General features: G+C 57.7%; 13 protein-coding genes and 1 pseudogene. 7 read left to right on the forward strand and 7 right to left on the reverse strand.

What is annotated here, in order from left to right; all coding sequences use genetic code 11:
• Window positions 1-23: 23 nt before the first annotated feature.
• On the forward strand, window positions 24-4259 hold the full coding sequence (locus WHH00_RS04560; RefSeq protein ID WP_406636928.1) for a sacsin N-terminal ATP-binding-like domain-containing protein: 4236 nt from the start codon (window positions 24-26) through the stop codon (window positions 4257-4259).
• Between the two features lie 300 nt (window positions 4260-4559).
• Here WHH00_RS04560 and WHH00_RS04565 read toward each other — a convergent pair whose 3' ends face one another.
• Window positions 4560-5603: a hypothetical protein gene (locus WHH00_RS04565; RefSeq protein ID WP_406636930.1), complete on the reverse strand. Its 1044-nt coding sequence runs from the start codon at window positions 5601-5603 to the stop codon at window positions 4560-4562.
• Window positions 5604-6133: 530 nt separating this feature from the next.
• A complete protein-coding gene (locus WHH00_RS04570; protein WP_406636932.1) occupies window positions 6134-7039 on the reverse strand; it encodes a restriction endonuclease in 906 nt (301 codons plus the stop codon).
• Between the two features lie 98 nt (window positions 7040-7137).
• Between WHH00_RS04570 and WHH00_RS04575 the strand changes: the two genes are divergently transcribed.
• Entirely contained in the window at window positions 7138-7896 is a 759-nt protein-coding gene (locus WHH00_RS04575) for a hypothetical protein (RefSeq protein ID WP_406636934.1), read from the forward strand.
• 172 nt (window positions 7897-8068) lie between these two features.
• Here WHH00_RS04575 and WHH00_RS04580 read toward each other — a convergent pair whose 3' ends face one another.
• Complete coding sequence (locus WHH00_RS04580; protein ID WP_406636936.1) at window positions 8069-8572, reverse strand: hypothetical protein; 504 nt, start codon at window positions 8570-8572, stop codon at window positions 8069-8071.
• A 242-nt stretch (window positions 8573-8814) separates the two neighbouring features.
• Window positions 8815-9735: a hypothetical protein gene (locus tag WHH00_RS04585; protein ID WP_406636938.1), complete on the reverse strand. Its 921-nt coding sequence runs from the start codon at window positions 9733-9735 to the stop codon at window positions 8815-8817.
• Between the two features lie 188 nt (window positions 9736-9923).
• Between WHH00_RS04585 and WHH00_RS04590 the strand changes: the two genes are divergently transcribed.
• The 3 genes from WHH00_RS04590 (at window position 9924) to WHH00_RS04600 (ending at window position 11011) form a co-directional block, all read left to right on the forward strand.
• Window positions 9924-10244, forward strand: coding sequence for an SOS response-associated peptidase family protein (locus WHH00_RS04590; protein WP_406636940.1), 321 nt, complete (start codon window positions 9924-9926; stop codon window positions 10242-10244).
• Window positions 10201-10491, forward strand: coding sequence for an SOS response-associated peptidase family protein (locus tag WHH00_RS04595; protein ID WP_406636942.1), 291 nt, complete (start codon window positions 10201-10203; stop codon window positions 10489-10491). Before WHH00_RS04590 ends, WHH00_RS04595 begins: the two co-directional genes overlap by 44 nt.
• A gap of 139 nt (window positions 10492-10630) precedes the next feature.
• Window positions 10631-11011: a hypothetical protein gene (locus tag WHH00_RS04600; protein ID WP_406636944.1), complete on the forward strand. Its 381-nt coding sequence runs from the start codon at window positions 10631-10633 to the stop codon at window positions 11009-11011.
• 170 nt (window positions 11012-11181) lie between these two features.
• Here the strand turns inward: WHH00_RS04600 and WHH00_RS04605 are convergent, their stop codons facing one another.
• From WHH00_RS04605 to WHH00_RS04615, 3 genes and pseudogenes are all read right to left on the reverse strand, one after another.
• The gene (locus WHH00_RS04605; protein WP_406636946.1) at window positions 11182-11601 is read right to left on the reverse strand and encodes a hypothetical protein; all 420 of its coding nucleotides are present in this window, start codon (window positions 11599-11601) and stop codon (window positions 11182-11184) included.
• A 390-nt stretch (window positions 11602-11991) separates the two neighbouring features.
• Window positions 11992-12138 carry a hypothetical protein gene (locus tag WHH00_RS04610; RefSeq protein ID WP_406636948.1) on the reverse strand — a complete coding sequence of 49 codons (147 nt, stop codon included), beginning with the start codon at window positions 12136-12138 and terminating at the stop codon, window positions 11992-11994.
• 32 nt (window positions 12139-12170) lie between these two features.
• A pseudogene (locus WHH00_RS04615) lies at window positions 12171-13139 on the reverse strand (DUF4113 domain-containing protein); the annotation flags it as partial.
• Window positions 13140-13676: 537 nt separating this feature from the next.
• Between WHH00_RS04615 and WHH00_RS04620 the strand changes: the two are divergent.
• On the forward strand, window positions 13677-15914 hold the full coding sequence (locus WHH00_RS04620) for a hypothetical protein (protein WP_406636950.1): 2238 nt from the start codon (window positions 13677-13679) through the stop codon (window positions 15912-15914).
• Window positions 15915-16345: 431 nt separating this feature from the next.
• Window positions 16346-16576, forward strand: a complete 231-nt coding sequence (locus tag WHH00_RS04625; protein WP_406636952.1) for a helix-turn-helix domain-containing protein — start codon at window positions 16346-16348, stop codon at window positions 16574-16576.
• The last annotated feature ends 111 nt before the right edge of the window (window positions 16577-16687 follow it).

A 16687-nucleotide genomic window follows, 5' to 3' on the forward strand; every position in this document is an offset into this window, starting at 1 on the left:
TCTACTCGCACGAGAGGATGAAAGTGGACGACGTCACGACAAGACTTCGGGGACGAGAGTTGGCCTCCATCCGCGTCCAGGTCGAGAACGACTTGCGGGAGAGCGCACTCAAGAGTCTGGATGAGCGTGGTAGGGCACAGGAGTTGGTCCGACAGCAGTACACTGGCCGTTACCCTTTTGAGCTGCTGCAAAACGCCAACGACGCCTCACGGGATACCGGCACACGCGGCCGCGCACACTTTCTCCTGACGGCCACGGCCTTGATTGTGGCCGACAATGGTTCTGGATTTGGGGATCCTCAGGTCGAAGCCATCTGCTCGCTCGGAAGATCCTCTAAGGGCCCGGGCGATTCGGTGGGTCACAAGGGGCTTGGGTTCAAGTCCGTTGGGGAGATCACCGATCATCCGCAGATCGCCTCGGCGCTGACTTCATTCCAGTTCAATGGTGAGCGCGTTAGTGCTGCAGTCAGCGAGCTTCTCGGATCGCTGCCAGTGCGTCAAAAGCTTCCGCTCTACGCATTTCCGTTTGCCGTTGAGCATGCGGACTTCGGACCCGATGCTGCCGCAATCGAGACGCTGCGTGCGAGCGGCTTTACGACGGTCATCCGGCTTCCTTTCCGAGACAGCGTTGCACGGGCGACTGTTGAAGAGAACCTTCTGGAGAATCTCGCGTCTCGGCTGCTGCTTTTTCTCCCGCACGTTGATCACTTGGAGTTACAAGGCACACGCGGCGACTTCTCATCGGAGATTGTCCGCAACCCAGACGCCGACGCCGAGCATGTCCTGCTCGAAACCAACAGCCGCACTGAAGAATGGTTCATCTATCGAGGATCTGTAGCCCCAGACCCTGTAGTGCTCGAACCGCTCGGGGAATCGTGGAAAGATATACACGAGGTTCGCTTGGCTATCGCCGTGCCGGTGGACGGACATGGCCAGCCGCGCGTCGACGAGACATTTCCGCTGCACGTTTACTTCCCGACTGACGAAAAGCCAGGGCTTCACATGGCCGTCCACGCCGAGTGGATGCTGAGCATGGACCGACGTCAGCTCGCGACGACGCCTGAAGCCGTGCAGTTTAACCAAATGCTGATCCTTGCCATGGCGGATCATCTCAGGTCGACAGTCGCTCCAGATCTGGTTCGGCGGACTAAGGCGAGTCCGGCGGCAGTCGAGGCCTTGGTTCCAGCGACAAACCCTCCAGCTGGCGCAGGCGGAACCGCCATCCGCAGGCGCTGGACTGAAGCGCTGCTCGGTTCACCCTTCCTTCCCACTGCCGACGGTTCGTTGCGGCGTCCCGCAGACATCCGTCTTCTGCCGCGTAGCCTGCCCGATCCCGCTGGGGCGCATGACTTTGCCAACCTTGACCCAGTCCACACGCTGCGTCCTGACGTCGAGCGGCTCGTTGCGATCAAAACTTTTCTCGGTGGCACGCCTGATACCGATGAGATGGGGGTTGGTGAGTTCATCGCGCTGCTTACAGCGCCGACACGAGAAACGGCAGCGAACTACTACCAATTCCTGGCGGAGTGGCGGGAAGCAGCCGGGCTCACAATCGTCAACGAACTCAAGAAGGCTCCAATAGTCCTGGGTACTGCGGGACAGACGCTAACGCCAAACACGGAGACCATCTTCTTCCCGCGGGAACGTGGTGAAGTTATCATTCCCGAAAGCCTGCCGGTTCCCATCGCGTTTGTCCCGGAGGCCGAGGACGCGCAAAAGCTACTCCGGGATCTAGGAATCAAACCATTTGAGTGGCGCGAACTCATCCGCGAGTTCTTGATCAAGATTCTGAGCGACCCCGAAGCCGATCCCCATGCAAGGACTGGCGCAATGGCCGGTTTACGGGCTTATCGGCAGGTAAGGCTACAAGGCAACGAAGATCTTGAGCCCGTTCTTGGGCGAGTGCTCCTTCCTGCCCGAACAGCGGACGGCTCGGTCCACGAGCTGCGTCCAGCAGCCGAGATCTACTTCAGTGCACCGTGGTCTGGTTCCGATGAGTTGGAAGCCATCTACGGTCCCTTCGGTGACGTAGAGTTCCTCGACGTTGAGCCGCCCGAGGAGTCCGAATGTCGCCACGATGACGTTGATTTCTATCGCATGCTTGGCGTCGTTGCTTATCCACGCCTCGACGTTGCCAAACCGGCTGAGACGTCCGGCTACATGGTAGTAAATAGCGGTAGGCATCCGCACCGCGGCGGGTTGTTCCGAGAATGGTTGGGGCTACCCGAGGTCAAGGCAGCAGCGCAGTGCCCCCAGGGCCATACTCAGTCTCAGCAACTGCGAGAGTCTTACCGCCTTGACCGCCTCGAAGAACTTATCGCGTCCAAGGAGCCGGTCAGGCTTATGGCGCTCTGGAACCAGCTTGCCCGGCGGTGGGGCTCGGTCTACGAGGAAGGCATGAAAAGTCTCTTCTACTGTATCCACGGCAGCCACGTTGGCGATCGCGGACGTCCCGCCCCTTCTCTGTTTGCCTACCTCATTCGGTCACAGCCGTGGGTACCAGTCGACCGAGGCAACGTGCCAGAGCTTGTCCGTCCATCGGAGGCGTGGATCGAGGCTGCGCAGACGCCACGCCGAATTCAGGAGCGCATCCCGCGGATCAGCGAGGCCATGTACCAAACCCATGGCGGCGCCGGCCTGGCTGCAGCCTTGCATCTGACGGACGCCGGTCGTCCCCGCGTTGCTGACCTGCTTGGGCTGCTGGAAAGCATAGCCGATGAGGCCGACGCGGCCGGGGCCACGAACCGTGAAATCGATCAGGCAGCACGCTGGGTCCAACGCACCTTGCACGATGTAATTAGGGACGAGCCAGAGCCACATTCTGCACCTGAAACTGTGCGGCTACTGGCCAGCCAAGACAGTATGACTCAATTCGTGGCACAGCCGCCCTATGCCGACGATCCGATGCTTCGGGACACCTTCGAAAAGCAACGCCCACTGCTCTCCGCCGAGGCTGGATTGACGAAGCTGACTCGCTATCTCTCGCTAAGCAGGCTCGACGACGCTGTTACCACCTCGGCACTCCCGTTCGGGGAGAACCACGGTGTGGTTTACCAGGCCGTAAGGCGGCGCATCGACAACATCAAACCGTACCTCTTTGCGCTCGTGCGCGCCGAGAACTCGAGTGCCGAAAACCGAGTCCGCCCAGCCCTCCGGGAGCTGGAACTCGTAGTCTGCGAACGGCTGGTCCTCACGTACGAGTACGACGGCACGAAGGTCTTCCGCGAGGATGCGGTTTGCTATATAGCCAGCAGGTCTGAAAAACGAAACCGCCGCACGATCAATGTCGGCACGGCCTACCTTGAACTGGACCCGGCAACTGGCCAGCCACACTGGTTTCCACTCGGACGACAACTGGCACAGTACTTGAACGTGCCGCCCCTAGCAGATGCGTTCACCATGCTCCTGACGGCCTCCGGTGACGACCGTCAGCGGATGATGGCCGACCGCCAGATCCAGTCCCAAGACATCACGGAAGCCCGCCGGCTGCTCAATCTGGTGCAGGAGGACGAAGAGGAACTTACTAACGTCCTCGATTCGCTCATGCTCGAGACGAGTAACGAGGACGAGACTTTGTTGCTTGGCGTGGCTGCCCTGAAAACAAGTCAAACGGGAGGCATCTCGGAGCAGGTCCCGGAGACCCGTAGTACCAACGAATCGAGCGGCAATGAGCTGGCCGGGGACGCCCAGGAGTTGGAGGGCCAACCCCCACAGAAGATTCCCCCGCCGCCTGTTGACTTCTCGGCTGTCAGCATCAGTAATGGCGTTCCCCGCCAGCACGGAGACTCCGTAGCTAGCAAGCAGAACGGACACCGAGGAGGCGGCCACAGAACGGCGCCGACCATTCACACCGAGCAGGAGAATCGCCGCATCGGCAAGCGTGGTGAAGAGGTGGTTTATCATGCCGAACGTCAACGATTGAAAAAGCACGGCAAGAACCCGGACTCGGTTCGCTGGGTGTCAAACGTCGACGAGCTGTCCCCGTATGACCTGACCAGCGTCGATGACGACGACCAGCTGATCTACATCGAAGTCAAAGCGACGAAGGGCGCCGATCCCACGGAGGCGTTCTACATTTCGCGAGGCGAGCTGGTCGAGGCCACCGTGCACCGAAGTCGGTACTACATCTATCGGGTGACTGACGTCGATGCCAGAGTACCAACAATCACGAGGTGGGCAGACCCGCTTGGATTGATTAGGGATGGTCACGGGCACTTGCTGCTAGCGAAAGCGCAGATGACGCTTCTTGGTGGTGGATGAAGCCGAGGCTGAGCGACGAAGGGCGGAATTAGTCACGGTCCAGCCGAATGGGGCGCTAGACAGAAGGTTTCTGAAAGAGATATGGCCCCACTTATGGCTTGGGCTCCTACCAATCGCATATTCAAATCTTTCCCGCCCATCACAGTCAGTGCTGCACACGGTTTCTGATCCGACCTTCCTGATTATCGTGTGTTGATCGGTGCCTAATCGTCGCTGAAGAGCAGAGCATGGGGATTTCCTAGCGACTGACCGTGGGCTCTGAGGGAGGTGCGCGAACTTCAAGAAACTAGTCTCAAACAATCAAAAGGGGAAGGCTGAGTATGTCGCACGCAGTTCCTGCTGGCCTCGTTGCATCGCTGTCTTCCACACATCCGAATCAGCCCATTCAGGCTTGTCCGGCAACTTCCAAGCCTGGCGCTCTGTGACTGAAGAGGGCGGGGACAGTTCCGCTGGTGTAGCCACGATTCCATGCCCTCTGGCTTCGACTCCGTTCTCGGTAAGAATCCAACCGTCTGATATGAGCTCGCCTACCGATCCGCCGGATTGCCAAGACTCATCCCCACGCCTTGACGATACGGCTTCTTTCAAAGTGGATGCCAAATTAGTGAATGCGTTGCGTATTTTGAGTCGATTCTTTTCACTGCCACGACCCGAACGGACCATGTCATCCATAAGTCCGCGGAAGACCTCAACGGGGTCTTCGCCTGGATGCCAAAGCGCGGAGATGAGGGGCGTGCCGATCTCGTGTGAGTTCCTCTCGGCAACGTACCTTACTGTCAGCTGCTCATCATGGCCGTCGCCATCTTCGTTGTAGAAAGCAGGTTGGTATATGAAGGTGACGCGGGGCGAATCTACCTCGGGACCAGCTGGAACCGTCAACCCTCGCCGGCTAATCGCTCCAAACTCGTATGCTGTTTTAAGATTCTTGAGGACTGATTCGTACGAGGCGTCTGCGGTCAACGAGTTCAGCGCTTCATCGTGATTTTTCTGCTGTTCAGCTAACTGACCCTTGAGGCGCTCTTCGAGTTCGGATACGCGCGAGCTTAATTGTTGGTTGGCATTGGCCGCCCGTTCAACAGCTTGCGTGGCGGCTGCTGCTGCTACTTGGCGGGTTTCCCGGACGAACCGGCGCTCAAGTACAAACAGTATGCCGGCTAGGAGGACAGAGGTCCCGACATTGACCAGAACGCCTGACCAAAACGCAGGTAAAGCATTCACGTCAGGATTGGGAACGATGAGCCGCCAAGCGAAGATTACAGCAGCGAGGCCGACTAAGACGCAGAGTCCTATCCAAAGCCAATTTAGCCGCTTGCCTTTGGTTTCAGGTGTGGGAATCGAGCTCATTAGCCCAGCATAAGGCGCGTCCCCGCGCTCATGGCGAGCCGCCTGTACTTTGCGTACATTTTGGGGCTTCACTCTCGAAGGACGGTGCCAGAGCCTTGGCAATGCCATTCACAACCTCGATCAAGTAATCTGACAGGTCACATCTAATCGCAGTGGACAGCCCGTAGGACGTCCACCAGCGCAAGCCTCCATCTTCCTCATCGAGGTCGGTCAGGATCTCCGCAGAGAGCGCCTCCGCCTCATGAGAGCGTTCGATACAAGGAGATCAGCCATTGCGTGAAACCTCTCGAAGAGAGCCTAGATGCACGTGAAATGTACATGGCTTTCGGTACTACCCAATCAGCAGAGAAGTTGCCCATCCTGTGAACGAGGCTTTGAATTATGGTAAACCAGAGGGATCGCCTGCGGCTTCTGCCCACAGGTGAAGCGCCTGACCGTTCGAATCCTAGGCTGAACGAGCCCAGCTCGTGCGTCCAAAACGTCAGGCGGAGCAGGCGTAGTCACGACGACTTTTGTCACGTCAGAGACGGTTACGCTGGCGTCTCGCCCGCTAGGTAGTCCCCTCGCCTTCGTGCGGCAGTCTCAGGTGTTCCCAATTTCTTTTCAAGCTCGGAGAGCTGGCTTTCCAGCCAGTTTAGGCCTTCCTCCAAATTGGTTATTTGGTCGGCCCCAAGTGCAAAGGCAGAGTTGCCGTACGGCGGGAACTTACCTGCAAGTGAACTGAGGAGAACGTCTTGGGCGATCATGAGAACAATTCCCCCGTGGAAACCGACGTCCCCTATATCGTGGCGGATTCCAAGGTCGATACGATCGGACTTGGAAATAGACCAATAAGAAATGTGCGCTTCAGCTAGTCTTCGCGGGAAAGCATTCAACCTTTGCTGGTTAAGAGCATCCGATGCCGTTTGGCGAAGATCGGCCAGGCTCGTGAGTGAGACATTGCTCTTCACTGCAGCTTCGGAGGATCCACGCTGAAACCCCTTCTCGGCCAGGAGGATTCCGCGATCAGCTCCAACATCCGACACTATTTCCCTTAGACCTAGGACATGGAGCTTGCTGACGCGCCTCTTCCAATGCTTGCACTCAACGAGCCACTTCAGACTCAGGCCTGCATGGTTGAAGGTTACGAGGACATCGACATCGTGAGCAGTGCGAACTCCTTCGACTCTTGCATCGGTTTCAGCCTCCAGTCCCAGTTCTCTGAAGAATTCGGCGGCCTCTTCTTGATAGTCTCGCCAAGCTCTGTTCTTCATCATGAATATGAACGTTATCTGAAATTGTTGGCGGCAGTCGGAAGGATCCATTTTTTGGCCCCACTTAGCGTTAGTGGCCCTCCTGTGAGCCGTGGCTGCGTGAAACCCAACAAGTACCCAGCGTGCGGAACACGGGAACGTGAGCTGGGATTCGTTGCATTCGTTCTGATCGAACATCGTCATCACGCTGCCTGCGCTATGCGACCAGTCTCGCTAGGGAATGTTTGTGTGGGGCTTCCGTTGGGGACCCCTTGGGCATGGACCGTGGATAGAGTCATGCCATGAGCGGCAGTAGGTCGAAGAAAGAGCGGCAATCGAAGCGTGAGCGTCCTGATTACCTGCAAAGTGCCGATTACACCCTTCGCGCGGCGCGCGCTGTTCTCGCGGTCGACCTCGGTGAGGTACCTGTATCCCGAGTCAGTCAGTTCGCTGTCGGCTGGCTGCGTGCAGCTTTCGAACAGAGCCGGATCATTGCGATTCTCACAGCCTCGGGATTGGGGCATGCGGCTGCTCCAAACCGGCGCGCGTTCTGGGAATTGACCATCCGGGTGCTCTGGCTCGGAGACATGCCACAGTCAGATCGCGCGACGGCCGCTGACACGATGCTTGACCTCGAGCGCACGAATGAAAACAAGACCGACAAATATATGCGGGACAACGGCTTCCCATCAAACATTGACGTCGCCGAAATGGAGGCTTTCATTCTGCATATCTCCGAGGACAAGCGGATCAAAGCAGGAGCAAGTCACCTGACCGGAGCCGTCAAGGGCACAGGTATGAATCTCTGGATGGTTTACCGCCTGTGGAGGGAAGACTCGACTTGGACTCACGCCACGGGGTTTTTAGCTGGTCGCTACGCACCGACTAACGATGACGACACTATGGGCGCCGGCGAGCCTCCGCACATTGACCTGAATTTGGAGGCGCACAGATATGCCGCGATGCTCCTAGCGGCCACAGTCGGCGATATTCTCAAAGCGGAAGGGGCTGCCAGCGAGTTGGCTTTTGCCCCAGTGGTGGCTTACTTTGAAGCGACCTGAGTCTGATACTGAGCTTCACGGCCTCTCCGGTCGCTCCTGCTAACTCGCGAGGAACTCGACTACCTCGTCGGCTGGATCTTGCGACGATGACAGCGTGGGAGTACGGAATAGGATTCAGCAGTCCAGAAGGGGATCCCATTGCGGGCAGATTAGGCTCACCCGCCATTCGAGATCAGATGGTTCCCTGAAATCGCTCAATTTGTCGGACTTCATCAGGGCTCAGGAAGTCCGGGCTGTTGATGAGCCGGTGCCAGACTCGATTTTGCGAGTCTGTGTACTTTATGAAGTAGAAGCCGTCGAAGTCCTTGGGCTCCATCGTCACGGCTGGCACCGATGCGATCCCTGTGTCGCCGGGATTAATGACCAAACCCCCCGTGCGGGAGGATCTGGCGGGCTTCAGTCGCCACGCGGTGCCATCCCAGTACTTAACTTCGACCATGGGCAGCGGGTGTGGCGTCGCGTTGTGAACCGAAACCTCGTAGGTGTAGGGAATGTTCATCCCACCCAGGAGCCGATAGTGGCTTGTCACGAGTCCAGCATCTTCTTTGGGTTGGCGGGCGCGACGAAACAGCCATGCGACCAAGCCGATGATGATAGGTAGCAGCACCGCAACTACGACAGCCAGTGCTCCAAAGCCATCGGTGAATTCGAGATTTCCGAGGAAATCGCTGGTCAATTCCAAGTTGCTTTTTCGCGATCGGGGTCCCAGACCTACAAAATGTGGCACCTAATTACGATAGCGCGACCAGCACGAAGCTGCCCGCAACGAACCGGCTGACGCTATGTGCTGGGTCCTTCTTCCTGGGCAGCTTGGAGAGCGCCGATCTCTTATAGAGACAGGTACGTATTATCGCATTCCGCGAGCTAACAGGCGGGTCGACGTACGGGCGTTTCGCTCGTAAAACCGGGCCCTCGGTTCTACCTGCCTCCGCTGCGTGAATACTCGACGTGGTCTGAATATGGCCATTTGGCTCCGGTTCGATTCAAGAGCAAGCGACGCCGCATGTGGGTGTCTTTTTGAATGCCCGCCGTTGGTAGTCCCACGTAGCCAAGCAGGTTAGTCGTGAGCGCATCGGATATATCAAGGAGCGGAAAAATCATTGAAACCAGCAGTAGTGGCCAGGGACCGTCGAGCCCGTTTGAGAGCCACCTGCTTGAGTGAGTAGCTCCGGAGTTCAGTCTCCAACTGAAAGCGATGTCAGGCGTGTACTTCAGACTGAGATCGGTGGTTTTAACATCTACATTTGCGACTTTGTCCTCGCACCGGACATTCTGGGCCTGTCCGGTTTCGGCATTTACCTTCACAAATAGACCGATGCTTTGGAAAAGCGCGATGGCATCTTCCCGCGACGTCTGGACTCTCCGCAAGTCTTCCGGGCTGTCTCCAAATGTGTCGCTCAGAGTTAGAAGGACAGGTATCCCACCCTGGATTCCGGCCAGAAAGTCGGCGGCTGATCTGGCCAAGCGTTCTTGAGATGAGATATGAGGATCGGCTAGGGAACATATTGTTAATGCCGCATCATGGATTGCTCTAACGCAGTTCATGGTGGGAAGGGCCAGCATTTGATCGGTCGACAAGAGCGCCAGGATCCCGTGTCGGTACTCCTCTATGGATTGAAGGAGGATTGCTACGGATTGAGCAGCTGCCGTGTAAGCCCCCTGGCTTAGCTCTGGGTGTTTGGTTTGCGCGGCCCAAGCTTGATCCTTCGCCGCCGGCGATTCACTTGGCGGGTTGGCAAAGTTGGCAAGCACTTCGCTAGTTAGTTTTGCAAGGTCTCGCCCCTGTTGCTTGAGGATTCGCTCCACGAGGAGGTTCACGTCAGGTGCTGGTGTTCGCATGACACAAACCTACGTGAGTGCAGGACGACCCATTCCGGGCTGCCAGAAGATGGTTCGCTATAGCCAACAAACAGCGCAGGTAAGAAAAGGCCGGGATCCTGGTTCTCCGGACCGTAGATCGACAGTGAATTGCCGCGGGGTTCTGCCCCACTCGTCAAGCTGAATGCCTCATGTGCGGCAGATATGTGATGTCCAAAGCCACGGGAGACCGTCTGAGCCACTTTGAGGCCAAGGAGGTTGAGGGAAGTCCCCCACCGCCGAGCTGGAACATGGCACCAACCCAGAGTGTGCCAATCGATGCTGAACGTCTGGATGGGGGCGCTATTGACCGGCATCTGCTCATTGCCCGCTGGGGCCTGGTTTCGTCCTGGGCGAAGGACATCAAGGTTGGCTCCAAGCTGATCAATGCCCGCAGCGAATCGATTCTGGAGAAGCAGTCGTTCCGGAAGGCTAGCGTGAAGCGCCGTGCAAGTCCCGGCCGAGGGTTACTACGAGTGGCAGAAGACTGAGGACGGGAAGAAGACGCCGAATTACCTGGACTCGGAGAAAGAGCCGTTGTTGGGTTCGCCGGCCTGTATGGGTGGTGGGCTGATCTGCCCGCTGCCGGAGGCTGATCTGGAAAGGTGGCTACTCAGTTGCACGGTGCTCACCACCACCATCCAGGGCGCCCTGGGCCACGTCCATAACCGTTCCCCGGTCATCATCCCGCGGGACCGCTTCGCGGAATGGCTCAACCCGAGCCTGGCCGACAAGTAGGACATCCAGCACTTGTTGGATTTCCCGCCGGGAACCGACCCTGAGACCTCGGATTGTCAGCCCTCGGGTCAACAGCGTGCGCAACAACGGGCCGGAGCTCATCGAGCCCGCCGAACCTGCGGAGAAATAGACTCATGCGGTGATACTCACCGGCACCATTACCAACTCGGACGGCAGCTACAACCACATCGAGGCCGAAGGCGAAACCTACGAAGAAGCACGGGAAAACCTCTACGCGCTTCTGGACGAGGGCCAAAACCTCATAGTGATCCGCACGGATCTCGAACCCGCCTGGAGCCGGTCCGGCAGGACAACATCGGCAGGGGATAGCTCCGGTCTAGCCCTGAGTATCCGCAAGGAATGCCGGAAGGACCTCCCGGACCATGCAGTGTCGGCGGAAACCTCCACAACCACGGGTTCCACAAGTGTCAGCGCCATGGGTTCCTTGTCCCTGTTGAACCTGTCCAAAGCCGTACCTTTCACACTGGTTGGCCACGAATGTTCACCCACAGGCGGGTGAAGCCACCGCGCCAGTTCCCGGCTCTCCCTCGCCTTAAGCGGCGTGGACCGGCCCACAATCCGTAGCTCCGCATCCAGGACGAGGCCGGCAACGACTTCAGATGGTTGGGTGATCGGCCCGATCACGGCGCCGCAAATGACGTCTAAAGTTTTTCTGTTTTTGAGCTTCAACTAGGAGCGGGCACCCGGCGCGTAGGGCTGATTCAAATCTTTAATCACCAGCCCCTCGATCCCTGTGTGTGGCAGGTCCTCGAACCACTGTGCTGCTAGCTCCCGGTCCGTGGTGGTGGGGGAGAGGGACAGTGGTGGCTCCCAGCCGTTGGCGAGTTCTTCCAGGAGCGCCCGCCGCTGGCTCAGAGGCAATTCCCTGGCGTCGTGCCCGGCAACGGCCAGCACATCGAACGCTGCGTAGCTGGCCGGCGCCGCTGCCACCAGCCTGGGAAGGGTTTTTGGTCCTGCGCCCAGGCGCTGCTGCAGGGCGGAGAAATACAGCCTGCCCTGGCTCCAGATCACGGCTTCGCCGTCGATCACACATCCCGGGGGGACGGCCGAAACGACCGCTAACGAGAGTTCAGGGAAGTACCCCGTCAATTCCTTCCCTTATCGGGACCACAGCGTGGCCCCGTGGTCATCCCTGACTGCAACACATCTATACCCGTCCCATTTGGGCTCAAACATCAGGGCCGAGTGCGCTGCGTCACCGCGAGGCATCTTGTTGACGGCGCGGGCCAGCGCGACTTTTACCGGCGGGGCAAGCCCTGCCGGTAACCCGGATGTGAGGTCCATGGCCCTACGCTACGCAGGGCTGGGATCAGTTGTCAGTGATGGCGTCCAGCGGTCACTGCTCGGAGAGGGGATCACGGCGCAGTTCAAAGGTTCGCAGCGGTGAGTCCGATCCGTATTGGACCTGGACTGGACGCGCCAGTGTTCGATGTCCACGACGTTTCCGACTCCTACGGGCACGTTCTGGCGGGTTTCCCATCAGGAGTCTCTGGTGAACCAGTGGACGGGTTCTTCGGTGACGGCCCAGATGCGTTCGTTGTAGCGGACGGCCAGGGGAGTGCCTGCGGTGGTGAAGCGGACATCCACCGATGCGTTGAGGGTGGAGAGTTCTGTGGTGACGGTCATGAGGGTTCGTTCCTTGGTGGTGCTGGGGGTGGTTAGGCGGCTTTTACGAGGGGGAGTTCGTCCCAGTGGTGGTGTATCTGGGGGAGAGCATGTCGCGTTTCATGGTCCAGTCCGGTCCGCCCCGAATCCCGCCGTGGCCCAGGCCGATGGATCCGCGGCCGTACCGTCGGGTGACGTCCTCCAAAAGGGCTCCGATGTGGCGTTCCTCGTGCGGGTTTTCGAACAGTGACAGGGGTGCATGGTTGCCGGTGGGGCGCAGTACGATGCGGGGCAGGAGCGCGTGGCCGGCTTTGGTCAGGATTACCGGGTCAGCGGTGGGCATCGGCAACGGCACACACGGACGGGTAGGAGGTGTCGTTGGGGTTGAAGTGCGAGGTACCGGCGAAAGCGGTCAGAACCTTGGCCTGGAGCCCGTGTTTGGCCAGCCGGGCCGAGGCCTGCTGCCCGTACACGGACATGACCTGCCGGATCCCCGCGGCCGTGGTGATGGGTTTGGCGAACGAGCGGGAGAAGATCAGCTGGTCCCGCCCGATCCGTTCTTCCTCCATGGGGATGCAGGGGGTGCCCTGCAGTTCCAGGACGGTGCGCATCATGACCACGTTGAACTTGTCCCGGATCGCGACCGAGTTGGCCCGGACCAGATCGGCGATGGTGAAGATGCCCATCACGTTCAGCCGCCTTTTGAGCCGTCCGGCGATGCCCCACACTTCCTCGACGGACAGCCGGCCCAGCAGTGCCTCCCGCTCCGGTGCGGGGACGGAGTCCCAGTGCCACACCCCGCCAAAGGCCTTATTGTTCTTCGCCCATTTGCTGGTCAGCTTCGCCAGTGTCTTCGTCGGGGCGATCCCGACAGACACCGCCACCCCGACGTTCCGCCGGACCGCCGCCTTCATGGGCCGGCCCATCGCGGCCAGCTCGGCCGGGGTGCCTTTGACGCCGAGGAAGGCCTCGTCGATGCTGTAGACCTCCAGCCAAGCCGAGTACCGGCCCAGTAGCTCTACTGGTAGGCACGAATATCAGGAAATGGACTACTACACGTATCTCGCGGGCAGGAACACAGACCATGCGTTTGCAGCATGTGCGCCACACGGCCTGGACTGCTGTGCATGAAGGACCATCGGTAGCGCGTTTCGGTGGGCGTTTGTTTATGGAATCGGGTGTCAGGGCCAGCCGCCCTGATCGGGAACAACGCTGCAGCCTGGGGTGTCAGCGTAAAGCCGAAGAGGCTTGGTGCAGTTCAAAGCAGCCGGTTCTCTTTTCGGTCATAGACATTAGCAGCAGATAGGGCACAAAGCTGGATTTTTCTGGGGACCCCTATCAAAGAAGGCCAGTCACGGCGGGGCAAGGAGACGGATGTTGACACATGCACGGATGCGGGCCCGTGTTCGAGACGATGGCGCAATTCCGAAGATCGACGCCGTGATCACCAGAGCATATTCTGTTACCCACGACGATGCAGAACTGAGCGGCTACAAGCCCTAAGTTCAGAACTGCCGCGCCTGACAAACTTTGATGCTTCTTTGAAGGGTGTAGGAATTATGGTTCTGAAACAAGTAGACAACACCCAAATCTATGCCCTTGCAGAGCATGTCGAACTTCTTCGCGCCGGCTGGTGGGAAGATGCGATAGACCGGACGCTGCAGTACCAGCTCTACTTAGCTGTTCAGGGTTTGTCCGAAGAAGCGATCATCCGGCAAACCCAAAACGAACTTGACGCGCGACACGACAGGCATCTTATTCAGCAGCGTCTGGATCGCCTCACAGAGCGAGGGAACGTTCTCCGGGATGGCAAATCCTACTACTTGACGGAGAAGGTGCGAGAGGAATACGGCCGTATTCAAGCGGAAGCAGAAGATCTCCAAGAGCGCACGATGGCTCGCTATGAGAGAGTTTTGCATCCGTATCAACGAACAATTACGCATCTTCCTTCGTGGGAAGAATTCAGCCAAGAGCTCTTGATACCGGTAATAAACGAACTTGGCGCGCGTACCCTGGAACTCCTGCGCGGCGAGATGCCAGTGCCTCGAACAGCGGCTTATTCGAAGTTCATTGCCAAATTCCAAGAGGATGACCGGATGGCCGTCCAGTCATTAATCATATCATTTCTAGACCCGGAAGATAGTGCCGTCCGGAGTTACATTCACAGCTACCTAAATCATTACATGTTGGTGAAGTCGAGTAGTCTGGATAAAAAGACTTTAGATCGGATTGCGAATGGTCAGGATAGTAAACCGTCCTTCAAGATCCTCTTAGACACGAACATCCTTTTTTCTATTCTTAACCTTCATTATAATCCGGCCAACGCGGCCGCTGAAGCTCTTGTTGAATTAACCAAGGTTATAGGTAGTTATGCGGACGTCGGGCTATATGTCTTGTCTCGCACACTTGAAGAAGCTAAGACATCGTTAGCGTCGGCAAGGGACCAAGCGCCCCGCGGGCGTGTAACTCGTCCAATGGCTCAGGCCGCCCAAGAAGTAGGCAACATCTCGGGTTTGGTTGGGCGATATATCGAACTTGCAACCCAGGGATCGGCCAGCTCGCCGAGGTCTTACTTCGACGATCTTATAGAGGGGCTGGAAATAATTTTGGAAGCCAAGGGAATCGTGATTTTATCGGAGGGGTTCGAGAGTATTGAAGATAGGCGCAGCTATAAAGACGCGGTAGATAAATGGTACTCATTTGAATTCGACAAGCAAAACGGGCGCGGTCGCAACCAAGTTATGCATGACGTACTCTGCATAACCTTTGTGAAGGATCGGCGACAAGGAAAGGTCGCTGGCTTTGCCAGAAGCGAATGGTGGTTCCTGACGGCTGACTTCGGTCTGCAGTCTTATGAGAAAAGCATTACTGGCCGTAAGGGCGTGCCGCTCAGCATTAACCCGGCTGAAATGGTTCAAATGCTCAGGTTCTGGGTCCCGCGAAGCGACCGTTTGGAGAGCGCGCTAGTAGGCGGAATAAGGTTGCCGTTTTCCTTCTTTCACGGCGAAAGAAATATGCATAAGACTTCCCTTGAGATCTTGGATCGTATGAGCCGCTACTCAAATGTCGAAAGTTTTTCAACCGAGCTGGCAGAGCGTCTGCTAACTGACAAGGCCCTCCGAGCAAGTGTAGAAAGTGGAAAGGGCGACTCTGAGGAAGAAAAGCAACGTGCCTTTGAGAGTGCTCTGGCGGAAGACGTGAGAGCGCTTGAAAAGCAAGCCGAAGACCAGAGAATCCTGACGGAACGTCTGAAGCGTGAGTTAGAAGAAGCCAAACGGAAATCGGCCTCGGATGCATCGATAGCAGCGGGGAAAGCAAGTAGCAAGGCAAGCCTGCAGGCGCAGGCGGAACGAACTGAAAGGGCAAGGGAGAAGGAGCGAAAAGCAGCAAAGGCGCGGGCCGCTTCCCATCAGGCAGAGCTGCAGGCACTTCAAGAGGAAGTAGACACATTAAAAGCGCTCGAAGATGAGAAACAGGCGGTGAGAGAAGGACGCGCAGTATTGCGCAAAACTTGGTTGACTTGGTGTTCATTTATTCTGTTAACTTTGGTGCTTTTTGCTGGATGCATTTTCGTTGCTAATAATTACAGTTGGTCCTTTTGGCTCTTGGTCCTTGCAGTAATCTCTTCACTTTTTGTTTCCCTGTGGATGAGTCTTGGGCTTACAAAAATGCTTGCTCTCTCAGTTACCTCGCGAACAGTACGGTTATTCAAAATCTGCGCCACTAACTTGTGGAGCTACCTAGGGGCAGGATTCGTAGCCTTGGTGATCACTTTGGTTGTGGCACCGCCAAAGTAGTTCTCGTTAGGATGGTCGCCGGCAAATGCCACGACGAAATGCCCGTTGCCTAGCGGTGGGCCCCATGACGAAATGCCCTTTGCCCAGCGGTGGGCCCCATGACGCCCTTCGACCTACTAGGCCAAGAACGCGGTCGACGACGGGTGAGCCTGGCGGAGCTGGTCCTCGCATCTACCTACCTGCCCCTTCTGCTAGATTGAATGACTCGGCAGAACATAAAAGGGCTCTCCGTGTTTTGCTCAGAATCGAAGCCACTGCCGGGGGCCGGGTGCCCATCGTGCGGCGTGATCAGCAAATGGGTGCATTCCCGCCGCCAGTTGAAGCCAGCATGATGACGATCAACAATGCGCCAAGAATCCCCCACCCGCTCCCATTGGACCGTGCCTACGACGGTTCTCTGGATGGCCCCACGTAGGATGGCTGGGTGACCGGTGAACGTACCAGACACGGCTTCAGCCGAAGAGCTCAACGTGAAGCAGAGCCTCATCCGCGGCCTAATCAGGACTGGGGAGCTTCGCGCCCTCCAGATCGGGGGGAGAGGCCTGTGGAGGGTTGGACGACAGGATGTCGAGGACTACATCGCTGACGCCTATCGGCGCACTGCCGAACAGCTCACAGCCGGCGAGCTCGAGGACGCCGAGGAGGCTCGGGATCAGGAATAGCTAGTCCTTTGCATATCGAGGCCGAACCTCCAGGACCAGGTTGCCTCAGCTCCCCAATGCGGCGGTTATAAGCAGGGTAGGGGCTGTAACCTCAACAACTAGGCCCATCAT

The sequence above is a fragment of the Pseudarthrobacter quantipunctorum genome, from assembly GCF_045291495.1.
GTDB classification, from domain to species: Bacteria; Actinomycetota; Actinomycetes; order Actinomycetales; family Micrococcaceae; genus Arthrobacter; species Arthrobacter quantipunctorum.